Source organism: Caballeronia humi (genome assembly GCF_001544475.1).
Lineage (GTDB): Bacteria > Pseudomonadota > Gammaproteobacteria > Burkholderiales > Burkholderiaceae > Caballeronia > Caballeronia humi.
On the sequence record NZ_FCNW02000003.1, the window covers coordinates 101,987 to 121,703 of the forward strand.

Sequence of the window (19,717 nt, forward strand, 5' to 3'; positions counted from 1 at the left end):
TTCGAACGTCCTTTTCCCGTCAGTCGATGACTGAGCGCGTGATCTTACCGATGGCGCCCGCCGGTTTCTAGTCCTTATTAATTAGAGATGAAAGGCATCGAACGCGCGTCGATGCGGCGCTTCGACAATTCAGTATAGATGCAGCCATCGATACACATGAAAGCGCATGATCCCGACCGCCTCGTGGACCGCGATTTCAGCGGTCTTGAATCCGTCAATACTGGGAAAGAGCGTCCGTTTCGCCGTCCACACGTTGGACACGAAGGCCTGCGGCGCGAAGCCGAACGCCTCGAATGCGAGCATGACACGCGCCATGTGATACGACGATGTCACGACGATTACGGTTTCGTCACGCTCCGGACGCACAAGGGCGGCAACATTGCGTGCGTTCTGATACGTATCGAGACTGCGGTTCTCGAGCGCGAGATCGGCCGCGCCGACGCCGCGCGCGAGCAGATAGGGCGCGTAGTTGTCGGCTTCGGCCTCGCCGTGGTGCTGCGGATCGCCGCCGCTCACGATGACCCGGCACGCAGCGCCCGTACGCCGGCACTCGCGATACAACTCGGCGGCCGCATCGATGCGCTGGATCGAATCGCGCTTGGGCACGAGGCGCGATTCGCGGTCGCGATCGGTGCCGCCGCCGAGAAGCACGATGATCGTGCGCGGCGCGAAGTCCGGCTGCATCGACCGGTCGAAGCCGTACTGGACGTAGTCGAGAATGGGCGATGACGTCCAGCCCGCTCCGAGCGACCAGAAAAGCAAGAAACAGACGATTGCGATTACGCGTCGCTTACGTCGCCAAACCACAAATAACGCAAAAAAAAGCAGCAATAAAGTGAATAGAACCAATTTGATTGGGGTAACGTAGAGTTTTCGAGACAATCCGCAGCGACGGCGCATTCTTTTGAACGCGCCAGCGTGAGCGGGGAAAAGCGTGTGATCAGCACGCCTGTAACGGGGGCTTGAAATAAAAAGCAGCACCTAGCGCAAGCGGCGGCTGCGAGTTCCGGTCCTGGGCCGCTAGGCGGCATGGGAACCGGCGGGGCATGCCGCGTTTAGTCGGTGCCGCCGGCAGTCTTCTGACTGCTTACGCGCGGTGCCGTCATGGCTGCACAGGAAGAAAGAACGAAATGACCACGTATTCTAACGAAGCCGTACTCGAAGCGCTCCGGCGAGCTCAGTATCGCCAGGTCCCGTGGGCGAAACGCCCCAACGTTTTCGATCATCTGCGTGCGCTCGGCATGCTGGAGCTCGTACGCCAGCGCACCGTGGCACCGGCGCCAGGGTTCCATGCGCCCGTCGACATCGCGGTCGTCACCGAACTCGGCAAGCTCGAATTCAACCGCCTCGCACGCGACGAACGATCGATGGATTGGGATCTGCATCGCAACCAGCCTTACGCGATGGCCACGCACGAGCCGGTGCTCGAAGCCCGCGTCTGACGCGTCGGATCGGGCGTTTCAGTCGGGAGGCGCGTGCTTCCCCTTTAGTGCATTCGACACGGGCGAACCGCAGCCACCCGTACCGCGCAGCGACAGGTTTCGGCTCCTGGACCGAAGGTTGCGCTGTCGCCTCCAATGCCGGCGTAGCGAAAGAGCAGGGCGAAAAAAAGCCCGTATCACGAGGATACGGGCATACCGGATCTTACTGCTGCCACGCTGTGCTCATGGCATTTGATGGGACCGGCCAGACTCGGCAGTGGTTCCCCATCGATTCGTCGGAGTGAATCCAAAGTCCTCGAACCGTCTCAACGATGCCGCCCGTGATTCCCGCGATCCGGCTCAGGACGCGTATGCGCGTTGCTCGCGATATCGCCGCGCAAGTCGCCACGCGGCGCGGGCGGGCTGAAATCCCTCGCACGCGATAGGTCCTGCTGGGTCGGCACGACCGACCGAGCGCTGGCCTGCACGCTCAGGTCGGCGGGCTGCAACTGCGCCTGCGCAATGGCCGCTCCACATAGCAATGAAACGCCAACGCCGCACGCGAGCCGTGACATTGGTTTCATGGTGAGCTCCCTCCAGGTTTCGATTGAAGCCTGTTTGTCAGCTAACCAACTTATGCCTGTGCGCGCGATAGCGCTGTAAATAATGGTAAGGAGTTGTTTCGTTCAAGAAACAGCGCGCGACGAAGCTATCGACTGCGATTGCTCGCATCGTGCGGTAACGGAAGTTGGGAAGTCGTCGAGGATTCACCCGGCACGGAGTCCGGACGAAACCTCGAAGGGGTGAAGCCTCGCGATACAGCGCCCCAAAACTTTTTGGCGACTGTATCGTGCTGAAGAGTTGTCGCTCAGGCCATCTTGGCCGGTGCGCGCCACGATTCCGGATTGGTCCAGAACGCGCCACGCAGACGATCGCGGCTCGGCGGCGCCGGCGGCTTCGCGGCGGTCGATCCGATGCGGCCGCGCAGCGACACTTCGCGACCATTGCTGCCGAGGCGCTTTACGATCTCGGCCAGGGTGCCATCGGCTTGCCACTCGTCGAACCGGCGACGGCACGTCGGAGGCGACGGATAGCGGCCCGGCAGTTTCGACCAGCCTTCACCGGTCGAAAGGACCCACAGCACGGCGTTCACCACCGCGCGCGCTTCGACGCGCGGACGGCCGCGGCGTTCGCTGCGTGCCGGTTCCGCGCAGAAAAGGGCTTCAACCAGCGCCCACTCGTTATCTCTCAAATCGTCGAACAGCATCATGTTTCACCTCAGCGAAGCTAACCCCGGTGCGCTGCCCCGCGCCGCGCACTCTGGTCGGAATCCGAAGAACGAATACCCAGGCAGGCTGGAAACCGCTGCGGCGGACGATTTGCTTTCTGACCGCAGTCGATCCCAACCCTGTGCGCAATGAAATGCGAGAACCGTGCCATGTGAGTAGCAAACACCGGGAAACCCACATGGCAGTAGGCTGGCGCGATGCCAGCATGGCCAGTATCAGACCCGAAATGCAGTGTTCGCGAAATCGGGACAATCACCAATCCTGTGCAAGAGGCCCACACAGCGTGCGTCCGGACGCTTTTGTTGCACCGCAGCGAAACCTCGGCGGTGCTTGCTGCGTTCCTAAAATCGGCTTTGATCATGAACGTTCGCGATGTGCGGGGCGCCGATGTCCAGGCGTCTCGCAAAAATCGCTTGCACGTTAGACTTCCCTTTTTATCGACGGGGCGGGCAATGAGTGAATCGGCGGGAGCGGTATCGGCGGAACTGGGGGCACTGACGGGCAGCGAACGCGGCCATGCGCCGAACGCACGAGATGCCGTGCGTGGCCTGCGCCCATCGCAGATCCGCGAGGTGGCGAACGCCGGCTTCGGCATTCCCGATGTCCTCCCGTTCTGGTTCGGCGAATCCGACCGCGTGACGCCGCAGTTCATCCGTGACGCCGCAAGTCGCGCGCTCGCCGATGGCGCCACTTTCTACACGCACAACCTCGGCATCGCGCCACTGCGCGAAGCGCTCGCCGGCTACGTCGGCGAATTGCACGGACCGACTGCGCCCGGCCACGTCGCCGTGACGAGCGCCGGCGTGAACGCGCTGATGCTGGCGGCGCAACTGGTGGCGGGCGCGGGCGATCGGGTGGTCGCGGTCACGCCGCTCTGGCCGAACCTCGTCGAGATTCCGAAGATCCTGGGCGCGCACGTCGACACCGTAGCGCTGACGTATGGCGCCGACGGCTGGATGCTCGACGTCGAGCGCCTGCTCGCCGCGCTCACGCCGGCCACGCGGATGCTGATGATCAACTCGCCGAACAATCCGACGGGCTGGACCATGACGCGCGACGAACAGCGCACTGTTCTGGCGCATTGCCGCCAGCACGGCATCTGGATCGTCGCCGACGAGGTCTACGAGCGGCTCTATTACGGCGCTGACGGCCGCGTCGCGCCGTCGTTTCTCGATCTCGCGACGCGCGAAGAACGCGTGATCGCGGTGAATTCGTTCTCGAAGGCGTGGCTGATGACGGGCTGGCGTCTCGGCTGGCTCGTCGCGCCGGCCGCGCTGATGGACGATCTGGGCAAGCTCGTCGAGTACAACACGTCGTGCGCGCCGTCGTTCGTGCAGCAGGCGGGCGTCGTAGCGGTGCGGGAGGGCGAGGCGTTCACGCGGTCGCTCGTCGCCGATTTGCACGCGAGCCGGGATCACCTCGTCTTAGCGCTGCAGTCGATTTCGGGCGTAGACGTGCGCGCGCCGCTCGGTGCCATGTATCTGTTCTTCTCGCTGCCCGGCGCCGAGCACAGCCTGGAACTGTGCAAGGCGCTGGTGCGCGAAGCGGGCCTCGGGCTCGCTCCCGGCAGCGCGTTCGGTTCAGAAGGCGAAGGTTTCGTACGCTGGTGCTACGCATGCGACCCGGCGCGGCTGGACGTCGGTGTCGAGCGTCTACGCGCGTTTCTGGCGTCGCGATAAATCGCTCACTGGACGGCGAATCAAGCGAATAAAAGCCGCCAGGCTGTCCGACGTGAGCAATCGAACGTCGAAATGTTTCACCTTTACGCACTGGTTCTTTTTGCGTAATATGGCGCTCAGTCACGCGCTTGCGCCTTGCAAAGCGCGCTTTTCGTCCGGCTGGGATGGCCCGGTGATCCGCCAGAAGTATCGCGATGTTCTCGTCGCACTGGCCGGTTCGCTCGATTCGGTTCCCCCCGGTGCGTGCTCCCAATCAATATGACCGATCAAATTCGGGCGAGCGCGTTTTGAAATTCCGCGTCCAGTTTCATCGTCCGCAGCGTTTGCCCGGGTCTTAAGGCCCGCTCGATTCCGATTGATCCAGTTCATTGACCATACAGGGTCTGACCTAGCTGCATGAATACCCAAGAGGCGAAGATCGTCCTCGAGACTGCTTTGATCTGTGCGCAGGAACCGCTGAAGCTCGGCGAGTTGCGCAAGCTCTTCGCCGACGATATTTCGGCAGACACCGTTCGCACGCTGCTCGAAGGCCTGAAGCAAGACTGGTCGGGGCGCGGCGTTGAACTGGTGGCGCTGGCGTCGGGATGGCGTTTTCAAAGCAAGCCCGCAATGCGGGGTTATCTCGATCGGCTGCACCCCGAAAAGCCGCCCAAATATTCGCGCGCCGTTCTCGAAACGCTCGCGATCATTGCGTATCGGCAACCGGTGACACGGGGCGATATCGAAGAGATTCGCGGCGTCACCGTGAACACGCAGGTTGTGAAGCAACTCGAAGACCGAAGCTGGATCGAGGTGATCGGTCATCGTGACGTCCCGGGACGCCCGGCGCTCTACGCGACGACCAAGCAGTTTCTCGACGACCTCGGCCTGACCGCGCTCGACGAACTGCCCGCGCTCGATAACCCGTCGGCGCAGTTCGAGGCAGCGCTGCTGGCGCAGCATTCGATCGAGTTCCCGGTCGGCGATGCGGCGGCGTCGATGGAAGACACGCCGGCGCAGGTTTCCAGCGATTTCGACGCGGCCGGGGAACACAGCGTGCAGAACGAAGTCCACGGGGAAGGCGCATTCGATGTGGGCACGCGGCCTGCCTCGGTCGATGGAGCCGCGCAGCAGGACGAGGCACCGTCCAGCGAAGAGCCCGAAACCGCCGAAACCGGCGCCCCGATTCAAGCAGTACCCCCGACCGATCCGGCGCAGCACGCGTCCGGATCGACCCCGGTGCAGGCGGACGAAGCGCATCCGATCGATCGCGATACCCCCGTACCGGACGCAAACACGCTGACCGACGACGATTCCGACGAACGGGAAGCACGCCGCGCCTGATGCAATTGCACGGACCCTGATCCGGCTGTCCATAAAGATCAGTTCACACGATCAGCCGAGACGATCAGCGGATTTTTGGCGCGCCCGCGACGGGCGCGCGACTCGACACATTTGAGGTTGTTTTGACACATTCCCACGACAGCGATTCGCCCGAATCCGAGCGCCCCGTTCGTGCCACGGACGCACAAGACCCGTCCGACGCCGGCGAGCGCGCGCGCACCGACGATTCCGCCGAGGGCGACGATCGTCCGCGTCGCGGTTTGCGTCGCGGGCCGCGCAGCCTGATCGCACGGCGCCGCGCCGTCGCGAAAACGAAGGGCGACGAAGGCGCGCCGGAAGCGGGCGTCGTGACGGAGGCGCCGCCGGATGGCGTCGTCGCCGCGCAGGTGCGCATGCCGCGCAAGGACGCAAGCGCGCGCACGCCGAAGAGCGGCGCGGCCAAGCGCGAAGCGGGCGCGGGTCGTGAGGCGGCCGCACGTGCGCCGCGCGAGCCGAGGGAGCCGAAGGAGGGCGGTCGCGGGCGTGCCCAAAACGCGCAGCAAAAGCGCGGCAAGCGCGACGACGCCGCGGCGGCGCCGGTGCCGAGCGCAGCGTCCGCCGCCGTTGACGACGTGTTCGCGTACGTGACATCGCCTGCTTTCGATGCCGACAACGGCACGGGCGGCGTGCGCGCGCCGATGCTGCGTCGCGGGCGCAACGCTCCGCAGCAAAAGCGCGTACTGGAACCGGACGACGACGCGCCGAAGCTCCACAAGGTGCTCGCCGAGGCGGGCATGGGCTCGCGCCGCGACATGGAAGAGCTGATCATCGCGGGTCGGGTGTCGGTGAACGGCGAGCCGGCGCATATAGGCCAGCGCATCATGCCGACCGACCAGGTCCGCATCAATGGCAAGCCGGTCAAGCGCAAGCTCTCGAGCAAGCCGCCGCGCATCCTGCTGTACCACAAGCCGACTGGCGAAATCGTGAGCCACGCCGATCCGGAAGGCCGCCCGTCGGTGTTCGACAAGCTGCCGCCGATGAAAACGGCGAAATGGCTCGCCGTCGGCCGGCTGGACTTCAACACCGAAGGCCTGCTGTTGCTCACCACCTCCGGCGATCTGGCGAACCGCTTCATGCATCCGCGCTACAGCGTCGAGCGTGAGTACGCGGTGCGCGTGGTCGGCGAACTGGCGGAAGGCATGCGGCAGAAGCTCCTGAGCGGCGTCGAACTCGACGACGGCCCGGCGAACTTTCTGCGCATCAAGGACGGCGGCGGCGAAGGCACGAATCACTGGTATCACGTCGCGCTCGCCGAAGGGCGCAATCGCGAGGTGCGCCGGATGTTCGAGGCGGCGGGGTTGATGGTCAGCCGGCTGATCCGCACTCGCCACGGCCCGATCGCGCTGCCGAAGGGCCTGAAACGCGGCCGCTGGGAAGAACTCGAGGACAACGAGGTGCGCAGCCTGATGGAATCGGTCGGGCTGAAGGCGCCGGTCGAGGAGCGGGGCGGCCGCAACACGCCGCAACGCGTGCAACCCGATCCGATGCAGACGTCGATGGGTGTCATCACGCGTGAGCCTGTATTGAGTTCGCATCTGCGCATGACGCAGACGCAGACACCGGCGCGCGGCGGTCCGGGCGGGCGGCGCGGCGCGGCGGGCGGTTTCGGCGCGGGTTCGGCCGGTGGCTTCGGCGGCGCGAGCGGCGGTGGTTACGGCGCACGCGGCGGCAGCGGCGGCGGTGGTCGCGAACCGAACGGCAATCGCGCGGGCGGCGAGCCGAATGGCAATCGTGCGAATGGTGGCCGTCCGGGCGCAGGTCCGCGTGGCGGCCGCGCGCAAGGCGGATTGCAAGGCGCCGGAGCAGGCGCGGGCGGTGGCGGCAAGCGCGCACCGGGAGCGGGCGGTGCTCGCACGGGTGGCCGGCAGGGCGCTCAGGGCGGCCCGCAAGGCAAGCCGGGCAACACGGGCGGCGCGGGCCGTGGTCCGCGTCCGGCAACGCCGCGCAATCGCACGCGCGGACGCTGATCCAGCCTGTTGGAACTCAAGAAAAGGGGCACGTCAACGTGCCCCTTTTCAATAGCGCCGATAAAGCGCGCTACAGGCGATTGCCCCGCCAACCCGGCGCAAACAGCAGCGAAACAGCATCGAAATGGATGCAAACCTGCCGCCGTCCGGCCTAGTCCGTTTGCGTTTATCCCGAAAAATGGCTAAAATCACAAAGTCGCTGGGCACGCAGTTTTGTTTCGCCGCCCGGATGCGACCTCGGTAAAAAGAATTTGGGCGTTGCGCCCATTTTTTTTTGGCCAATCGGTTCGGCATCTTGGGGCAACAAGTGCGCGCCGGCTCAAGGCGCAGCCCGCAGGTGTTTCGGCGTGGAGTGCGCGCGAACACCTTGGAGTCACTGTGCAACTGACGGAATTGATAGAAACCACGGTCTCGGGCCTCGGCTACGAGCTTGTCGATCTCGAGCGTTCGGGAGGCGGCATGTTGCGCGTCTCTATCGACCAGCCCGCCGGAATCGCCATCGAAGACTGCGAGAAAGTCACGCGCCAGCTTCAGTATCTGCTCGAAGTCGAAAACATCGATTACGACCGGCTCGAAGTGTCTTCGCCGGGTCTCGATCGTCCGCTCAAGAAACTGGCGGATTTCGAACGCTTCGCGGGCAGCGAAGCCGTCATCACGTTGAAAAAGCCGCTGGACGGGCGCAAGTCGTACCGGGGCATCGTGCATGCGCCGAACGGCGACACGATCGGTTTGGAATTTGAAGGGAAGGACGGCGCCGCGATGCTCGATTTCACGCTCGCAGACCTCGATAAAGCACGTCTCGTCCCCAAGGTTGACTTTAGGAGCCGCAAACAATGAGTCGCGAAGTTTTGATGCTGGCGGATGCGCTGGCGCGCGAAAAGAACGTCAACAAGGACGTGGTGTACGCAGCGCTCGAAGCTGCGCTTGCTTCGGCAACGAAGAAGCTGTTCGAGGAAGATGTCGATATCCGCGTCGCGATCGATCGTGAAAGCGGCGAGCACGAAACCTTCCGCCGCTGGCGTGTCGTGCCGGACGAGGCGGGCCTGCAGGAGCCGGATCAGGAAATCCTGTTGTTCGAAGCAAAGGAAGACAAACCGGACGCCGAAATCGACGATTTCATCGAGCAACCGATTCCGTCGATCGAATTCGGCCGCATTGGCGCGCAGGCGGCCAAGCAGGTCATTCTTCAGAAGGTTCGCGACGCCGAGCGCGAGCAGATCCTGAACGACTTCCTCGAGCGCGGCGAAAAGATCATGACCGGCTCGGTCAAGCGTCTGGACAAGGGTAATTTCATCGTCGAATCGGGTCGTGTCGAAGCGCTTTTGCGCCGCGACCAGTTGATTCCGAAGGAAAACCTGCGCGTCGGCGACCGAGTGCGCGCCTACATCGCGAAGGTCGACCGCACGGCGCGCGGCCCGCAGATCGAACTCTCGCGCACGGCGCCCGAGTTCCTGATGAAACTGTTCGAGATGGAAGTGCCTGAAATCGAGCAGGGTCTGCTCGAAATCAAGGCGGCCGCGCGTGATCCTGGCGTGCGCGCGAAAATCGGCGTGATCGCTTATGACAAGCGGATCGACCCGATCGGCACCTGCGTCGGCATCCGCGGTTCGCGCGTGCAGGCGGTGCGAAACGAGCTCGGTGGCGAGAACGTCGACATCGTGCTATGGTCAGAAGACCCCGCCCAGTTCGTGATCGGCGCCCTCGCGCCGGCTGCCGTACAGTCGATTGTCGTCGATGAAGAAAAGCATTCGATGGACGTCGTCGTGGACGAGAACGAACTTGCGGTCGCCATCGGCCGCAGCGGCCAGAACGTGCGACTTGCCAGCGAATTGACCGGCTGGCAGATCAACATCATGACGCCGGATGAATCCGCGTTGAAGCAGAACGAGGAGCGCGGCACGTTGCGCGGCCTGTTCATGGCGCGTCTCGACGTCGATGAAGAAGTGGCCGACATCCTGATCGACGAGGGGTTCACGAGCCTCGAAGAGATCGCGTATGTGCCGCTCAACGAAATGCTCGAAATCGAAGCCTTCGACGAAGACACGGTTCACGAACTGCGCAATCGCTCGCGTGACGCGCTTCTGACGATGGCCATCGCCAACGAAGAGAAAGTCGAAGGTGTCGCACTCGACTTGAAGAGTCTCGAGGGCATGAGCGACGAATTGTTTTCGAAACTTGCAGAAAACCAGATCCAGACGCGCGACGAACTCGCGGAGCTGGCTGTGGATGAGCTGGTCGACATGACCGGCATGGAAGAGGATGCCGCTAAGGCGTTGATCATGAAAGCACGTGAACACTGGTTCCAGTGAGAAATGACCATGGCGCACTGATATATCGCGGCCAGTTCGGCCGCATGACCCGATCTAACAGCAAGGAAATTGTCCTTGCATAACGAGGAATGAATGGCGAGTAACAACGTAGCCCAATTTGCCGCGGAACTCAAAATGCCTGCAGGCGTACTGCTCGAGCAGTTGCAGGCGGCTGGCGTTCAGAAAGCGAGCGCTGACGACGATTTGTCCGAAACGGACAAAGCGCGTCTGCTCGATCATTTGCGCAAGTCGCACGGTTCCACCGACGCTGACAAACGCAAGATCACTCTGACCCGCCGGCATACGTCGGAGATCAAGCAATCCGACTCTACGGGTAAAGCTCGCACCATTCAGGTCGAGGTGCGCAAGAAGCGTGTCTTCGTGAAGCGTGACGAACAAGGCGCGGAACAGGTCGTCGAGGCGCAGGCCCAGGTCGAGGACGAAGTCGACGAAGCCGAATTGCAGCGTCGCGAGGAAGAAGCGCGGCACGCGGCCGAACTGCTCGAGAAGGAAGCGCAGGAGCTCAAGGAACGCCAGGAACGCCTCGAGCGTGAAGAGGCGGAGCGCCGCGCACGCGAGGACGCGGCGGAAGCCGAGCGTCGTCGCGCCGAAGAGGAAGCCGCGAAGCGCGCCGCCGCCGTGAAGGAAGCGGCGGAAGTGTCGCGCGCGGCGTCGGCGGTTCGTCAGGAACAGCGCGCCGAAGCCAAGGCTGAGAAGCCGGCCGAGGAACCCGCGAAGGTCGACACCGCCGCGCAGCAAAACGAAGAGAAGGCCGCTGCCGAGCGCGCCGCTCAACGGGAAGCCGCCAAGAAGGCGGAGGACGCCGCACGCGCCGCGACTGAAAAGGCGCGCGCCGAGCAGGAACAGATCGCGAAGCGTCGCGCGGCGGCCGAGGCCGAAGCACGCGCGATCCGCGAAATGATGAACACGCCGCGCAAGGCGCAGCAGGCAAAACCGGCCGAGCCGGCGCCTGTTGCCGCCAAGCCGGCCGAAGCGGCGAAGGCCGCCGAGGCGAAGGGCACGCTGCACAAGCCGGCCAAGCCGGAAGGCTCGGTGTCCGCGCGTCCGGCAGCAGCCAAGAAGCCGGCGGCAGGCGCGCCGGCACCGGCGGCACCGTCGTCGCCCGACAAGAAGAAGGCGGGCGGCAAGGGCGGCTGGCAGGACGACGCAGCCAAGCGCCGCGGCATCAAGACGCGCGGCGACACGAGCGGCGGCGTCGATCGAGGCTGGCGCGGCGGTCCGAAGGGTCGCGGCAAGCATCAGGACCAGACCACGTTCCAGGCGCCGACCGAGCCCATCGTGCGTGAAGTGCACGTGCCGGAAACCGTCTCGGTCGCCGATCTGGCGCACAAGATGTCAGTGAAGGCGTCGGAAGTCATCAAGGTCATGATGAAGCTCGGCCAGATGGTCACGATCAACCAGGTGCTCGATCAGGAAACGGCGATGATCGTCGTCGAAGAACTCGGGCACCGTGCGGTCGCGGCGAAGCTGGACGATCCGGAAGCGCTGCTCTCCGAAGGCGAAACGCAGGAAGAAGTGGGCGAACGCCTGCCGCGTCCGCCGGTTGTCACGGTCATGGGTCACGTCGACCACGGCAAGACGTCGCTGCTCGATTACATCCGGCGCGCGAAAGTGGCGGCGGGCGAAGCGGGCGGGATCACGCAGCACATCGGCGCGTATCACGTCGAGACGCCGCGCGGCGTCATCACGTTCCTCGACACGCCGGGCCACGAGGCCTTCACGGCCATGCGTGCGCGCGGTGCCAAGGCGACTGACATCGTGATTCTCGTGGTCGCAGCCGACGACGGCGTCATGCCGCAGACGAAGGAAGCGATCGCTCACGCGAAGGCGGGCGGCGTGCCGATCGTCGTCGCGATCAACAAGATCGACAAGCCGGATGCGCATTCCGAACGCGTGAAGCAGGAACTCGTCGCGGAAGGCGTCGTGCCGGAAGAATACGGTGGCGATTCGCCGTTCGTCGAAGTGTCGGCGAAAACGGGTCAGGGTATCGACGATCTGCTGGAAAACGTCTCGCTCCAGGCCGAAGTCCTGGAACTGACGGCACCGGTCGAAGCGCCGGCCAAGGGTCTCGTGATCGAAGCGAAGCTCGACAAGGGCAAGGGTCCGGTTGCAACGATCCTGGTTCAGTCGGGGACGCTCAATCGCGGCGACGTCGTGCTCGCGGGCAGCGCCTACGGTCGCGTCCGTGCGATGCTCGACGAAACCGGCAAGCCGACGAAATCGGCGGGTCCGTCGATTCCGGTCGAGATTCAAGGTCTGTCGGAAGTGCCGGGCGCGGGCGAGGAGGTTATCGTGCTGCCGGACGAGCGCAAGGCACGCGAAATCGCCTTGTTCCGTCAGGGCAAGTTCCGCGACGTGAAGCTCGCGAAGCAGCAGGCCGCGAAGCTCGAAAACATGCTCGAGCAGATGGGCGAAGGCGAAGTGCAGAACCTGCCGCTCATCGTCAAGGCCGACGTGCAGGGTTCGCAGGAAGCGCTCGTGCAGTCGCTGCAGAAGCTCTCGACCAACGAAGTGCGCGTGCAGATCGTGCACAGCGCGGTCGGCGCGATCAGCGAGTCGGACGTCAATCTGGCAACGGCGTCGAAGGCGGTCATCATCGGCTTCAACACGCGTGCGGATGCCCAGGCGCGCAAGGTCGCCGAGAACAACGGCATCGACATTCGTTACTACAACATCATCTATGACGCAGTGGATGAAGTGAAGGCGGCGATGTCCGGCATGTTGTCGCCGGAGAAGCGCGAAGTCGTGACCGGCATGGTCGAAGTGCGTCAGGTGATCCGCGTGCCGAAGGTCGGCCTGATCGCGGGTTGTATGGTGACCGACGGTGTGGTGAAGCGCAGCTCTTCAGTGCGCGTGATCCGCAACAACGTCGTGATCCACACCGGCGAACTCGACTCGCTCAAGCGCTTCAAGGACGACGTGAAGGAAGTGCGTCAGGGCTTCGAGTGCGGCATGTCGGTGAAGAATTTCAACGACATCGTCGAAGGCGACCAGTTCGAAGTGTTCGAAGTCACCGAAGTGGCGCGTACGCTGTAAGATTGCCCGCCGTAGAGTCAAGGCGGAGCGGGCCTCAAGGTCCGCTCCGCTTTTTTTATGGGCGCGGGCACGGCAATAAAAGGAACACATCATGGCCAAGAAACGTACATCCCCGAATCGAAATGTGCAGATCGCGGATCAGATCCAGCGCGATTTGTCCGAGCTGATGCGCGAGGTGAAGGACCCGCGTGTCGGGATGGTGACGATCCAGAGCGTCGAGCTGACGCCGGATTATGCGCACGCGAAAGTCTATTTCACGACGCTGACGGGCGATCCGCAGCAGACGCAGGACGGTCTGAATCACGCGGCCGGGCATCTGCATAACCAGTTGTTCAAGCGCTTGCACATCCACACGGTGCCGACGCTGCATTTCCATTACGACCAGACGATCGAGCGCGCGGTCGAAATGTCGAAGCTGATCGACGAAGCCAACGCGACGCGCGCGAAGGACGACGAGGAAGGCGCCTGATCGATGACTGGTTCTGCTCGTCCGAAGATTCCGCGCCGCGCGCTCGACGGCGTTTTGCTGCTGGACAAGCCGCTCGGGCTGTCGAGCAATGACGCGTTGATTCGCGCGAAGCGGCTGTATCTGGCGAAGAAGGCGGGGCATACGGGCACGCTCGATCCGCTCGCGACCGGCTTGCTGCCGCTTTGCTTCGGCGAGGCGACGAAGTTTTCGCAGGATCTGCTCGAAGCCGACAAGACGTATGAGGCGACGATGCGCCTCGGCATCCGCACGACGACGGGCGACGCCGAAGGCGAAGCGATCGACACGCGCGAGGTGACGTGCGACGAAGCGCAGGTTCTAGCGGCAATGGCGAATTTTCGCGGCGAGATCACGCAGGTTCCACCGATGTATTCCGCTTTGAAGCGCGACGGCAAGCCACTCTACGAATACGCGCGCGCTGGTCAGACGGTCGAGCGCGATGGGCGGCAGGTGACGATCCACGCGCTCGACCTGATCGCGTGTGCGCTGCCGCTCGTGACGTTTCGCGTGACGTGCAGCAAGGGCACCTACGTGCGCACGCTGGCGGAGGATATCGGCGAGGCGCTGGGTTGCGGGGCGCATCTCGTGGCGCTGCGGCGCACGGGTGTCGGCGCGCTGACGCTCGCGCACGCGGTGACGCTCGATGCGCTGTCGGATGCGCCGGAGGCCGAGCGCGACGGCTGGATTCAGCCCGTCGACGCGTTGCTCTCGACTTTTCCCGCCGTGCATCTCGATGCCGACGCCACGCGTCGCTTTTTGCACGGGCAGCGGCTGAAGCTTGCGGAAGTGTCGGCGCAACCGCTTGACGACGGTCGCGTGCGCGTCTACGCGGAGGATGGCGCGAAGCTGCTCGGCGTCGCAAAAGCGGGCGAAGGCGTGCTGGCGCCGGAACGACTGGTGGTAACCGCGAACTGAGATCGGCGAGACAAAAAGCCCGGAACCGCAGACACGGTTCCGGGCTTTTTCACATCTACGCGACAAAAAACTCAATGCGCCGCCGATGCCGCCGCCGCCGAGTCTCCGCCGCCCGAGCGTTCGGGCTTCGTGATCCAGATCAATCCGATCAGCGCGACGAAAATCCCCGCCGACAAATAGAACAGATCATTCACGCCGAGTTGCGCCGCCTGCTGTGTCGCCATGCTGTTGAAGAGTCCATAAGCTTGCGACTGATCGAACCCCGCGGCGCCCATTTGCGAAATTGAATTCGAGAAAACCGGGTTGTACGCGTTCGCCTGCTCGACCAGTTGCGTGTGATGGACGATCGAGCGATGCTCCCACGCGGTCGAAAAAATCGACGTGCCGATGCCGCCGCACATGATCCGCACAAAATTCGACAAACCCGACGCCGCCGGAATCCGATGCCCCGGCAGGCCGGACAGCGTGATCGACACGAGCGGAATGAAGAACCCGGCCATGCCAATGCCTTGAATCAGTGTCGGCATCATCAGCGAGTAGGTGTCGACGCCCGTCGTGTAGCGCGAGCGCATCCAGAAGCAGAGCGCGAACACGAGGAACGCCGCCGTCGCGATCTTGCGCGGATCGGTACGCGGCAGGAATTTGCCCGTCACGGGTGACAGCAAAATCGCGAACACGCCGACCGGCGCCATCACGAGCCCGGCGTCGGTGGCCGTATAGCCGATGTCGGTTTGCAGCCACAGCGGCAGGAGCACGAGATTGCCGAAGTACAGGCCGTAGCCGATCGAGAGCGCGATCGTCCCGCCGGTGAAATTGCGGAGTTTGAACAGCGACAGATCGACGACCGGATGCTCCGCCGTCAGCTCCCACACGATGAAGAACGCCAGCGCGATCACCGCGATCAGCGTGAGGACGATGATCGTCGTCGAATTGAACCAGTCGAGGTCCTTTCCCTTGTCGAGCATGATCTGCAGCGAGCCGACCCAGATCACGAGCAGCGCCAGGCCGACCGTGTCGATCGGCGCCTTGCGAATCGCCGAATCACGATCGCGGAAGATCGCAAACGTCGCAATGGCGGCCGCGATCCCGACTGGAATGTTGACGTAGAAAATCCACGGCCACGCGATGTTGTCCGAGATCCAGCCGCCGAGAATAGGTCCTGCGACCGGCGCGATCAGCGTGGTCATCGACCACATCGAGAGCGCCATCGGCGCCTTCGCGCGCGGGTAGCTCGCGAGCAAGAGCGTCTGCGAGAGCGGGATCATCGGACCGGCGACCGCGCCCTGAAACACGCGCGCGGCGAGCAGGAACGGCAGCGTCGGCGCGAGCCCGCACAGCCACGACGCGATGACGAACAGCACGATCGACGACATGAACAGGCGCACCTGCCCAAAGCGCTGCGTGAGCCAGCCGGTGAGCGGCACGGAGATCGCATTGGCGACCGCGAACGACGTGATGACCCACGTGCCCTGGTCGGACGCCACGCCGAGGTCGCCCGAAATCGATGGAATCGAGACGTTGGCGATCGACGTGTCGAGGACGTTCATGAACACCGCGAGCGAAACGGCGATCGTGCCGATCACGAGTTTCGCGCCTTCGAGCGGCGGATGAACCACGTTTGCCTGAGACATTGAACGGACCCGGCGCTTACATCAGCTTCGCTGCAGCGGGCTTCGCGTTGCCGCGCGACACCGAACTCTGCGCGCCGCCGCCCGAGCCGGCGTTCTGCTGGATGATGCGGGCAATTTCCGCATCGGCCTGATCGCCATATTTGTCGAAGACATTCGTCTGGTAGACCGTGTTCGGCGCGGTGCCGAGCTGGCCGCCTTCTTCGCTCTTGATCGTGACGTCGGCGTTCATCGAGAGGCCGATGCGCAGCGGATGCTGCTCCAGTTCCTTCGGATCGAGCGCGACGCGCACCGGCAGACGCTGCACGACCTTGATCCAGTTGCCGGTGGCGTTTTGCGCCGGCAGCAGCGAAAACGCCGAGCCCGTGCCCGCCGAGAAGCCGATCACCTTGCCGTGGAAAACGACGCCCGAGCCGTAGAGATCAGCCGTCAATTCAACCGGCTGGCCGATGCGCATGTGCTTCAACTGCACTTCCTTGAAGTTGGCGTCGACCCAGACGGCGTTGAGCGGCACGATCGCCATCAGCGGATTGCCCGGCGCCACGCGCTGGCCGACCTGCACCGAACGCTTCGCCACATAGCCCGTCACCGGCGCCGGCAGCGTGTTGCGCGCGTAGTTGATGTAGGCGTCGCGCACCTTGGCGGCGGCGGCGAGCACGTTCGGATGGCCCGCGATCGTCGTGTTGGCGGTCAGCGAGCGGTTCGACGCGAGTTCCTGCTGGGCGGCGTCGAGCCCGGCCTGCGCGCTGCGCACGGCGTCGCGCGCGTGCGAAATTTCTTCCTGCGACACGGCGCCCGTCTGCGCGATCGTCATGCGGCGGCGCAGATCGTCCTGCGCGCGCGACAGGTCCGAGCGGCGCAGCGCGACTTGCGCTTCATACTGGTTGTCGTTGACGAAGAGCGTGCGGACCTGGCGCACCGTCTGCGCGAGATTCGCCTCGGCCTGATCGAGCGCGACTTTCGAATCCGCCGGATCGAGCACGACGAGCGGATCGCCGACCTTGACCGTCTGCGTGTCGTCGGCGTTGACGGATGTCACCGTGCCAACCACTTGCGGCGTGATCTGCACGACGTTGCCGTTGACGTAGGCGTCATCGGTGCTTTCGTGAAAGCGCGCGACCAGGAAGTAATACAGCCCGTACGCGACGGCGGCGATGATGATGACGAGCACGATCAGCGTCATCAGCGTGCGGCGCTTGGTCGTGTTGGTCTTCGGCGCCGGCGCGGCGGCGGTTTGTTGGGGGTCGCTCATGGATGGCTCCGTTCCTGTCCTGTTCGATGCTGTTTTTCGATTCTGTTCTTAGTTCGCCGGGGCGGGGCTGGCCGCCGCATGCGTCTGGCCGCTGCCGTCGATGGCGAGATTCGTGTCGGTGGCGTCGAAACCGCCGCCGAGCGCCTTGATGAGCGCGATCTGCAGGTCGCGGCGCCGCATCCTGAGGTTCGTCACGGTCTGCTCGTTCGCGAGCCGGTTTTCGTCCGCCGACAACACCTGCAACTGCGGCGACAAGCCCGCCTTGTAGCGGATCACGGCGAGTTCGTAGGCGTGGGTGGCGGCGTCGAGCGCGCGCTCGGCGTCGACCGTCTGCTTGTCGAGCGAGCGGATCGCGGCGACTTGCGTGGCGACATCGTTCAGCGCATTGATCAGCGTCTGGTTGTAGTTCGCGACATCCAGCTCGAAGTCAGCGTAGCGGCCCTTCAACTGCGAGCGGAGATAACCGGCGTCGAAGATCGGCAGGTGGATCGCCGGACCGGCCTGGATCTGACGGCTGCTTGCCGTGAGAAATTTGCTCCAGCCGAACGCATCGAAGCCGAACGCGGCGGCGAGGTTGATGTCCGGGAAGAACTCGGCCTTCGCTTCCTTGATGTTGTGCGTCGCGGATTCGACCTGCCAGCGCGCGGCGACGATGTCCGGACGGCGCGAGACGAGATCGGCGGGCACGTTGTCCGGCAGCGCGACGTCGATCTTCGGATTCGCGACCGGCTTCGCGATCTGCAGGCCGCGATCCGGCCCCTTGCCGAGCAGCGCGCCGAGCTGATAGCGCACGCCGGTAATCTGGCCGTCGAGTTCGGTCAGGTTCGACTGGCTCGTCGCGACGTTGCCTTCGGCCGTGCGGCGCTCGACGTTCGTGTCGAGCCCGGCGGTGACGCGCCCGTTCGTGATGCGGCCGACGTCGTTGCGGTTCGCGATCTCGCGCTGGGCCACGTCGCGCAGCGCGTAGAGCAGCGCCAGCTGGTTATAGGTCCGCGCAACCGATGCGGCGAGCGTCACGCGCGCCTGCTGCATGTCGGCTTCGGCGGCTTTTTCCTGCGAGACGGCCATCGCGAGTCGCGACTTGTTCTTGCCCCACAGATCAAGCTCCCACGACGCGCTGACGAGCGCATTGTTCTCGCTGTACCACGTGCCGCCGTAGGGCGGCGGGAAGAGGGCATTCGCCGAATAGAGCTCGCGCGTCCACGAATACTGGCCGGTGACCTTCGGATAGAGCGCCGAGCGCGACGTCTCGATGTAAGAAGACGCCTTCGCGATGCGCGCCTGCGCCTGCGCGATCGACGGACTGCCCGCGAGCGCCTCGTCGATCAGTTGCGGCAGTTGCGGGTCGCCGAACTGCGCGGCCCAGTCGAGTTTGGGCCACGTGCCGCCCTGGGTCGGCAGGCTCTGGGTGCTCTCGAAGTTCTCGGGCGCGGCGAGCGTCTTGTCGCTGCCGATGCCGGAATAATTCGCGCAGCCGGCGAGCGCGAGCGCCGCGACTGCCAAGGCGAGCGCGCTTTTCGTGACGCGGGGCGCGGACGAGGAAAGTAGTTTCATCGCTCGACTCTTAGTTTTTGACTGGATGATGGACGGTGCAATCAATTTCTTTCAGTTTCATGACGAAAGTTTATTGTCAGCGCAACGGTGACCCTGGCTGCTTTCCGGCGGAGGCGAGGGCTGAATTGGCAAGCGTCGCGCAACCCGGATCGCCTGAATTCATCAGTACGCGCCGCAGCATGCTCTTGAGAAAGCCGACTTCCTCGGGCGTGAAGCCCATCAGGAGTTTGTCCATGACGCGAATGAAGATAGCCGGAATCTTCTCGGCGAGCGCGAAGCCTTCGGGCGTGAGTCCGAGCCGCACCACGCGCCGGTCTTCCTCGCTGCGCACACGCGAAAGCAGGCCACGCTTCTCCAGCCGGTCAATCAGCCGCGTGACGGCGCTCGCATCGATGCCGTATTCGCGGGCAAGATCGGCGGCGGTGAGGCCTTGTCCAGACGCGAGCATGAACACGATGCTCGCCTGTGTGCTGGTGATGCCGAGCTCGGCGGTCGTGTGTTGCGTGACCATGTTCCACATCGTCGAGCGGACCCGGCTCATCAGATAGCCGACGCTCTCGCCGAGTTGGTAGTCCGCGATTCGCGGCGGAGGATTAAGAGCGTCGCTCATGGATTCTCATGCGGTTGCAATAGTTGACTAGGCAGGATTATAGGATTGCTCTTAGGGCGGAGCAAGAAGTTTATGGAGACGCTTAAAAGTGGCCCGGGATGTGCTTTGACGAAAATCGACAACGGTCGCGCGGCTTTCGGGTTATGTCCTATTGTCAAATGCGCTGAGAAGCAGACATATCTGCGTG

Annotated in this window: 16 protein-coding genes; 9 read left to right on the top strand and 7 right to left on the bottom strand. The window is 63.9% G+C overall.

Features of this window, described 5'->3' with window-relative positions; all coding sequences use genetic code 11:
* Positions 1–129: 129 nt before the first annotated feature.
* Positions 130–762 (bottom strand): YdcF family protein, encoded by a 633-nt coding sequence (locus tag AWB65_RS05095; RefSeq protein WP_235007512.1) that lies wholly within the window; start codon positions 760–762, stop codon positions 130–132.
* 368 nt (positions 763–1,130) lie between these two features.
* On the opposite strand from AWB65_RS05095, the gene AWB65_RS05100 reads away from it, so the two are divergent.
* Complete coding sequence (locus AWB65_RS05100) at positions 1,131–1,442, top strand: hypothetical protein (protein ID WP_087656384.1); 312 nt, start codon at positions 1,131–1,133, stop codon at positions 1,440–1,442.
* A 305-nt stretch (positions 1,443–1,747) separates the two neighbouring features.
* Here the strand turns inward: AWB65_RS05100 and AWB65_RS05105 are convergent, their stop codons facing one another.
* Positions 1,748–2,005, bottom strand: a complete 258-nt coding sequence (locus AWB65_RS05105) for a hypothetical protein (RefSeq protein ID WP_087666113.1) — start codon at positions 2,003–2,005, stop codon at positions 1,748–1,750.
* Between the two features lie 284 nt (positions 2,006–2,289).
* Complete coding sequence (locus AWB65_RS05110; RefSeq protein ID WP_087646514.1) at positions 2,290–2,691, bottom strand: transposase; 402 nt, start codon at positions 2,689–2,691, stop codon at positions 2,290–2,292.
* Positions 2,692–3,162: 471 nt separating this feature from the next.
* On the opposite strand from AWB65_RS05110, the gene AWB65_RS05115 reads away from it, so the two are divergent.
* The 8 genes from AWB65_RS05115 to truB all read left to right on the top strand — a co-directional run bounded on the left by AWB65_RS05115 (position 3,163) and on the right by truB (position 14,486).
* Positions 3,163–4,389, top strand: coding sequence for a pyridoxal phosphate-dependent aminotransferase (locus AWB65_RS05115; protein WP_087666114.1), 1,227 nt, complete (start codon positions 3,163–3,165; stop codon positions 4,387–4,389).
* A 396-nt stretch (positions 4,390–4,785) separates the two neighbouring features.
* A complete protein-coding gene (gene scpB, locus AWB65_RS05120) occupies positions 4,786–5,712 on the top strand; it encodes an SMC-Scp complex subunit ScpB (protein WP_087666115.1) in 927 nt (308 codons plus the stop codon).
* A 122-nt stretch (positions 5,713–5,834) separates the two neighbouring features.
* Positions 5,835–7,718 (top strand): 23S rRNA pseudouridine(2605) synthase RluB, encoded by a 1,884-nt coding sequence (rluB, locus tag AWB65_RS05125; RefSeq protein ID WP_087666116.1) that lies wholly within the window; start codon positions 5,835–5,837, stop codon positions 7,716–7,718.
* A 378-nt stretch (positions 7,719–8,096) separates the two neighbouring features.
* Positions 8,097–8,555 (top strand): ribosome maturation factor RimP, encoded by a 459-nt coding sequence (rimP, locus tag AWB65_RS05130; RefSeq protein ID WP_087656389.1) that lies wholly within the window; start codon positions 8,097–8,099, stop codon positions 8,553–8,555.
* Positions 8,552–10,027 (top strand): transcription termination factor NusA, encoded by a 1,476-nt coding sequence (nusA, locus tag AWB65_RS05135; protein WP_087666117.1) that lies wholly within the window; start codon positions 8,552–8,554, stop codon positions 10,025–10,027. Before rimP ends, nusA begins: the two co-directional genes overlap by 4 nt.
* Positions 10,028–10,120: 93 nt before the next feature.
* Positions 10,121–13,084: a translation initiation factor IF-2 gene (gene infB, locus AWB65_RS05140; protein ID WP_087666118.1), complete on the top strand. Its 2,964-nt coding sequence runs from the start codon at positions 10,121–10,123 to the stop codon at positions 13,082–13,084.
* Positions 13,085–13,175: 91 nt separating this feature from the next.
* Positions 13,176–13,553, top strand: coding sequence for a 30S ribosome-binding factor RbfA (gene rbfA, locus AWB65_RS05145; protein WP_087656392.1), 378 nt, complete (start codon positions 13,176–13,178; stop codon positions 13,551–13,553).
* A gap of 3 nt (positions 13,554–13,556) precedes the next feature.
* Entirely contained in the window at positions 13,557–14,486 is a 930-nt protein-coding gene (gene truB / locus AWB65_RS05150; protein ID WP_087666119.1) for a tRNA pseudouridine(55) synthase TruB, read from the top strand.
* A gap of 71 nt (positions 14,487–14,557) precedes the next feature.
* Here the strand turns inward: truB and AWB65_RS05155 are convergent, their stop codons facing one another.
* The 4 genes from AWB65_RS05155 to AWB65_RS05170 form a co-directional block, all read right to left on the bottom strand.
* Positions 14,558–16,117: a DHA2 family efflux MFS transporter permease subunit gene (locus AWB65_RS05155; RefSeq protein WP_087666120.1), complete on the bottom strand. Its 1,560-nt coding sequence runs from the start codon at positions 16,115–16,117 to the stop codon at positions 14,558–14,560.
* A 16-nt stretch (positions 16,118–16,133) separates the two neighbouring features.
* Positions 16,134–17,366, bottom strand: a complete 1,233-nt coding sequence (locus AWB65_RS05160; RefSeq protein WP_087666121.1) for an HlyD family secretion protein — start codon at positions 17,364–17,366, stop codon at positions 16,134–16,136.
* Positions 17,367–17,414: 48 nt separating this feature from the next.
* Positions 17,415–18,920, bottom strand: a complete 1,506-nt coding sequence (locus tag AWB65_RS05165; RefSeq protein WP_087666122.1) for an efflux transporter outer membrane subunit — start codon at positions 18,918–18,920, stop codon at positions 17,415–17,417.
* Positions 18,921–18,996: 76 nt separating this feature from the next.
* A complete protein-coding gene (locus AWB65_RS05170; RefSeq protein ID WP_087666123.1) occupies positions 18,997–19,530 on the bottom strand; it encodes a MarR family winged helix-turn-helix transcriptional regulator in 534 nt (177 codons plus the stop codon).
* Between the last annotated feature and the right edge of the window lie 187 nt (positions 19,531–19,717).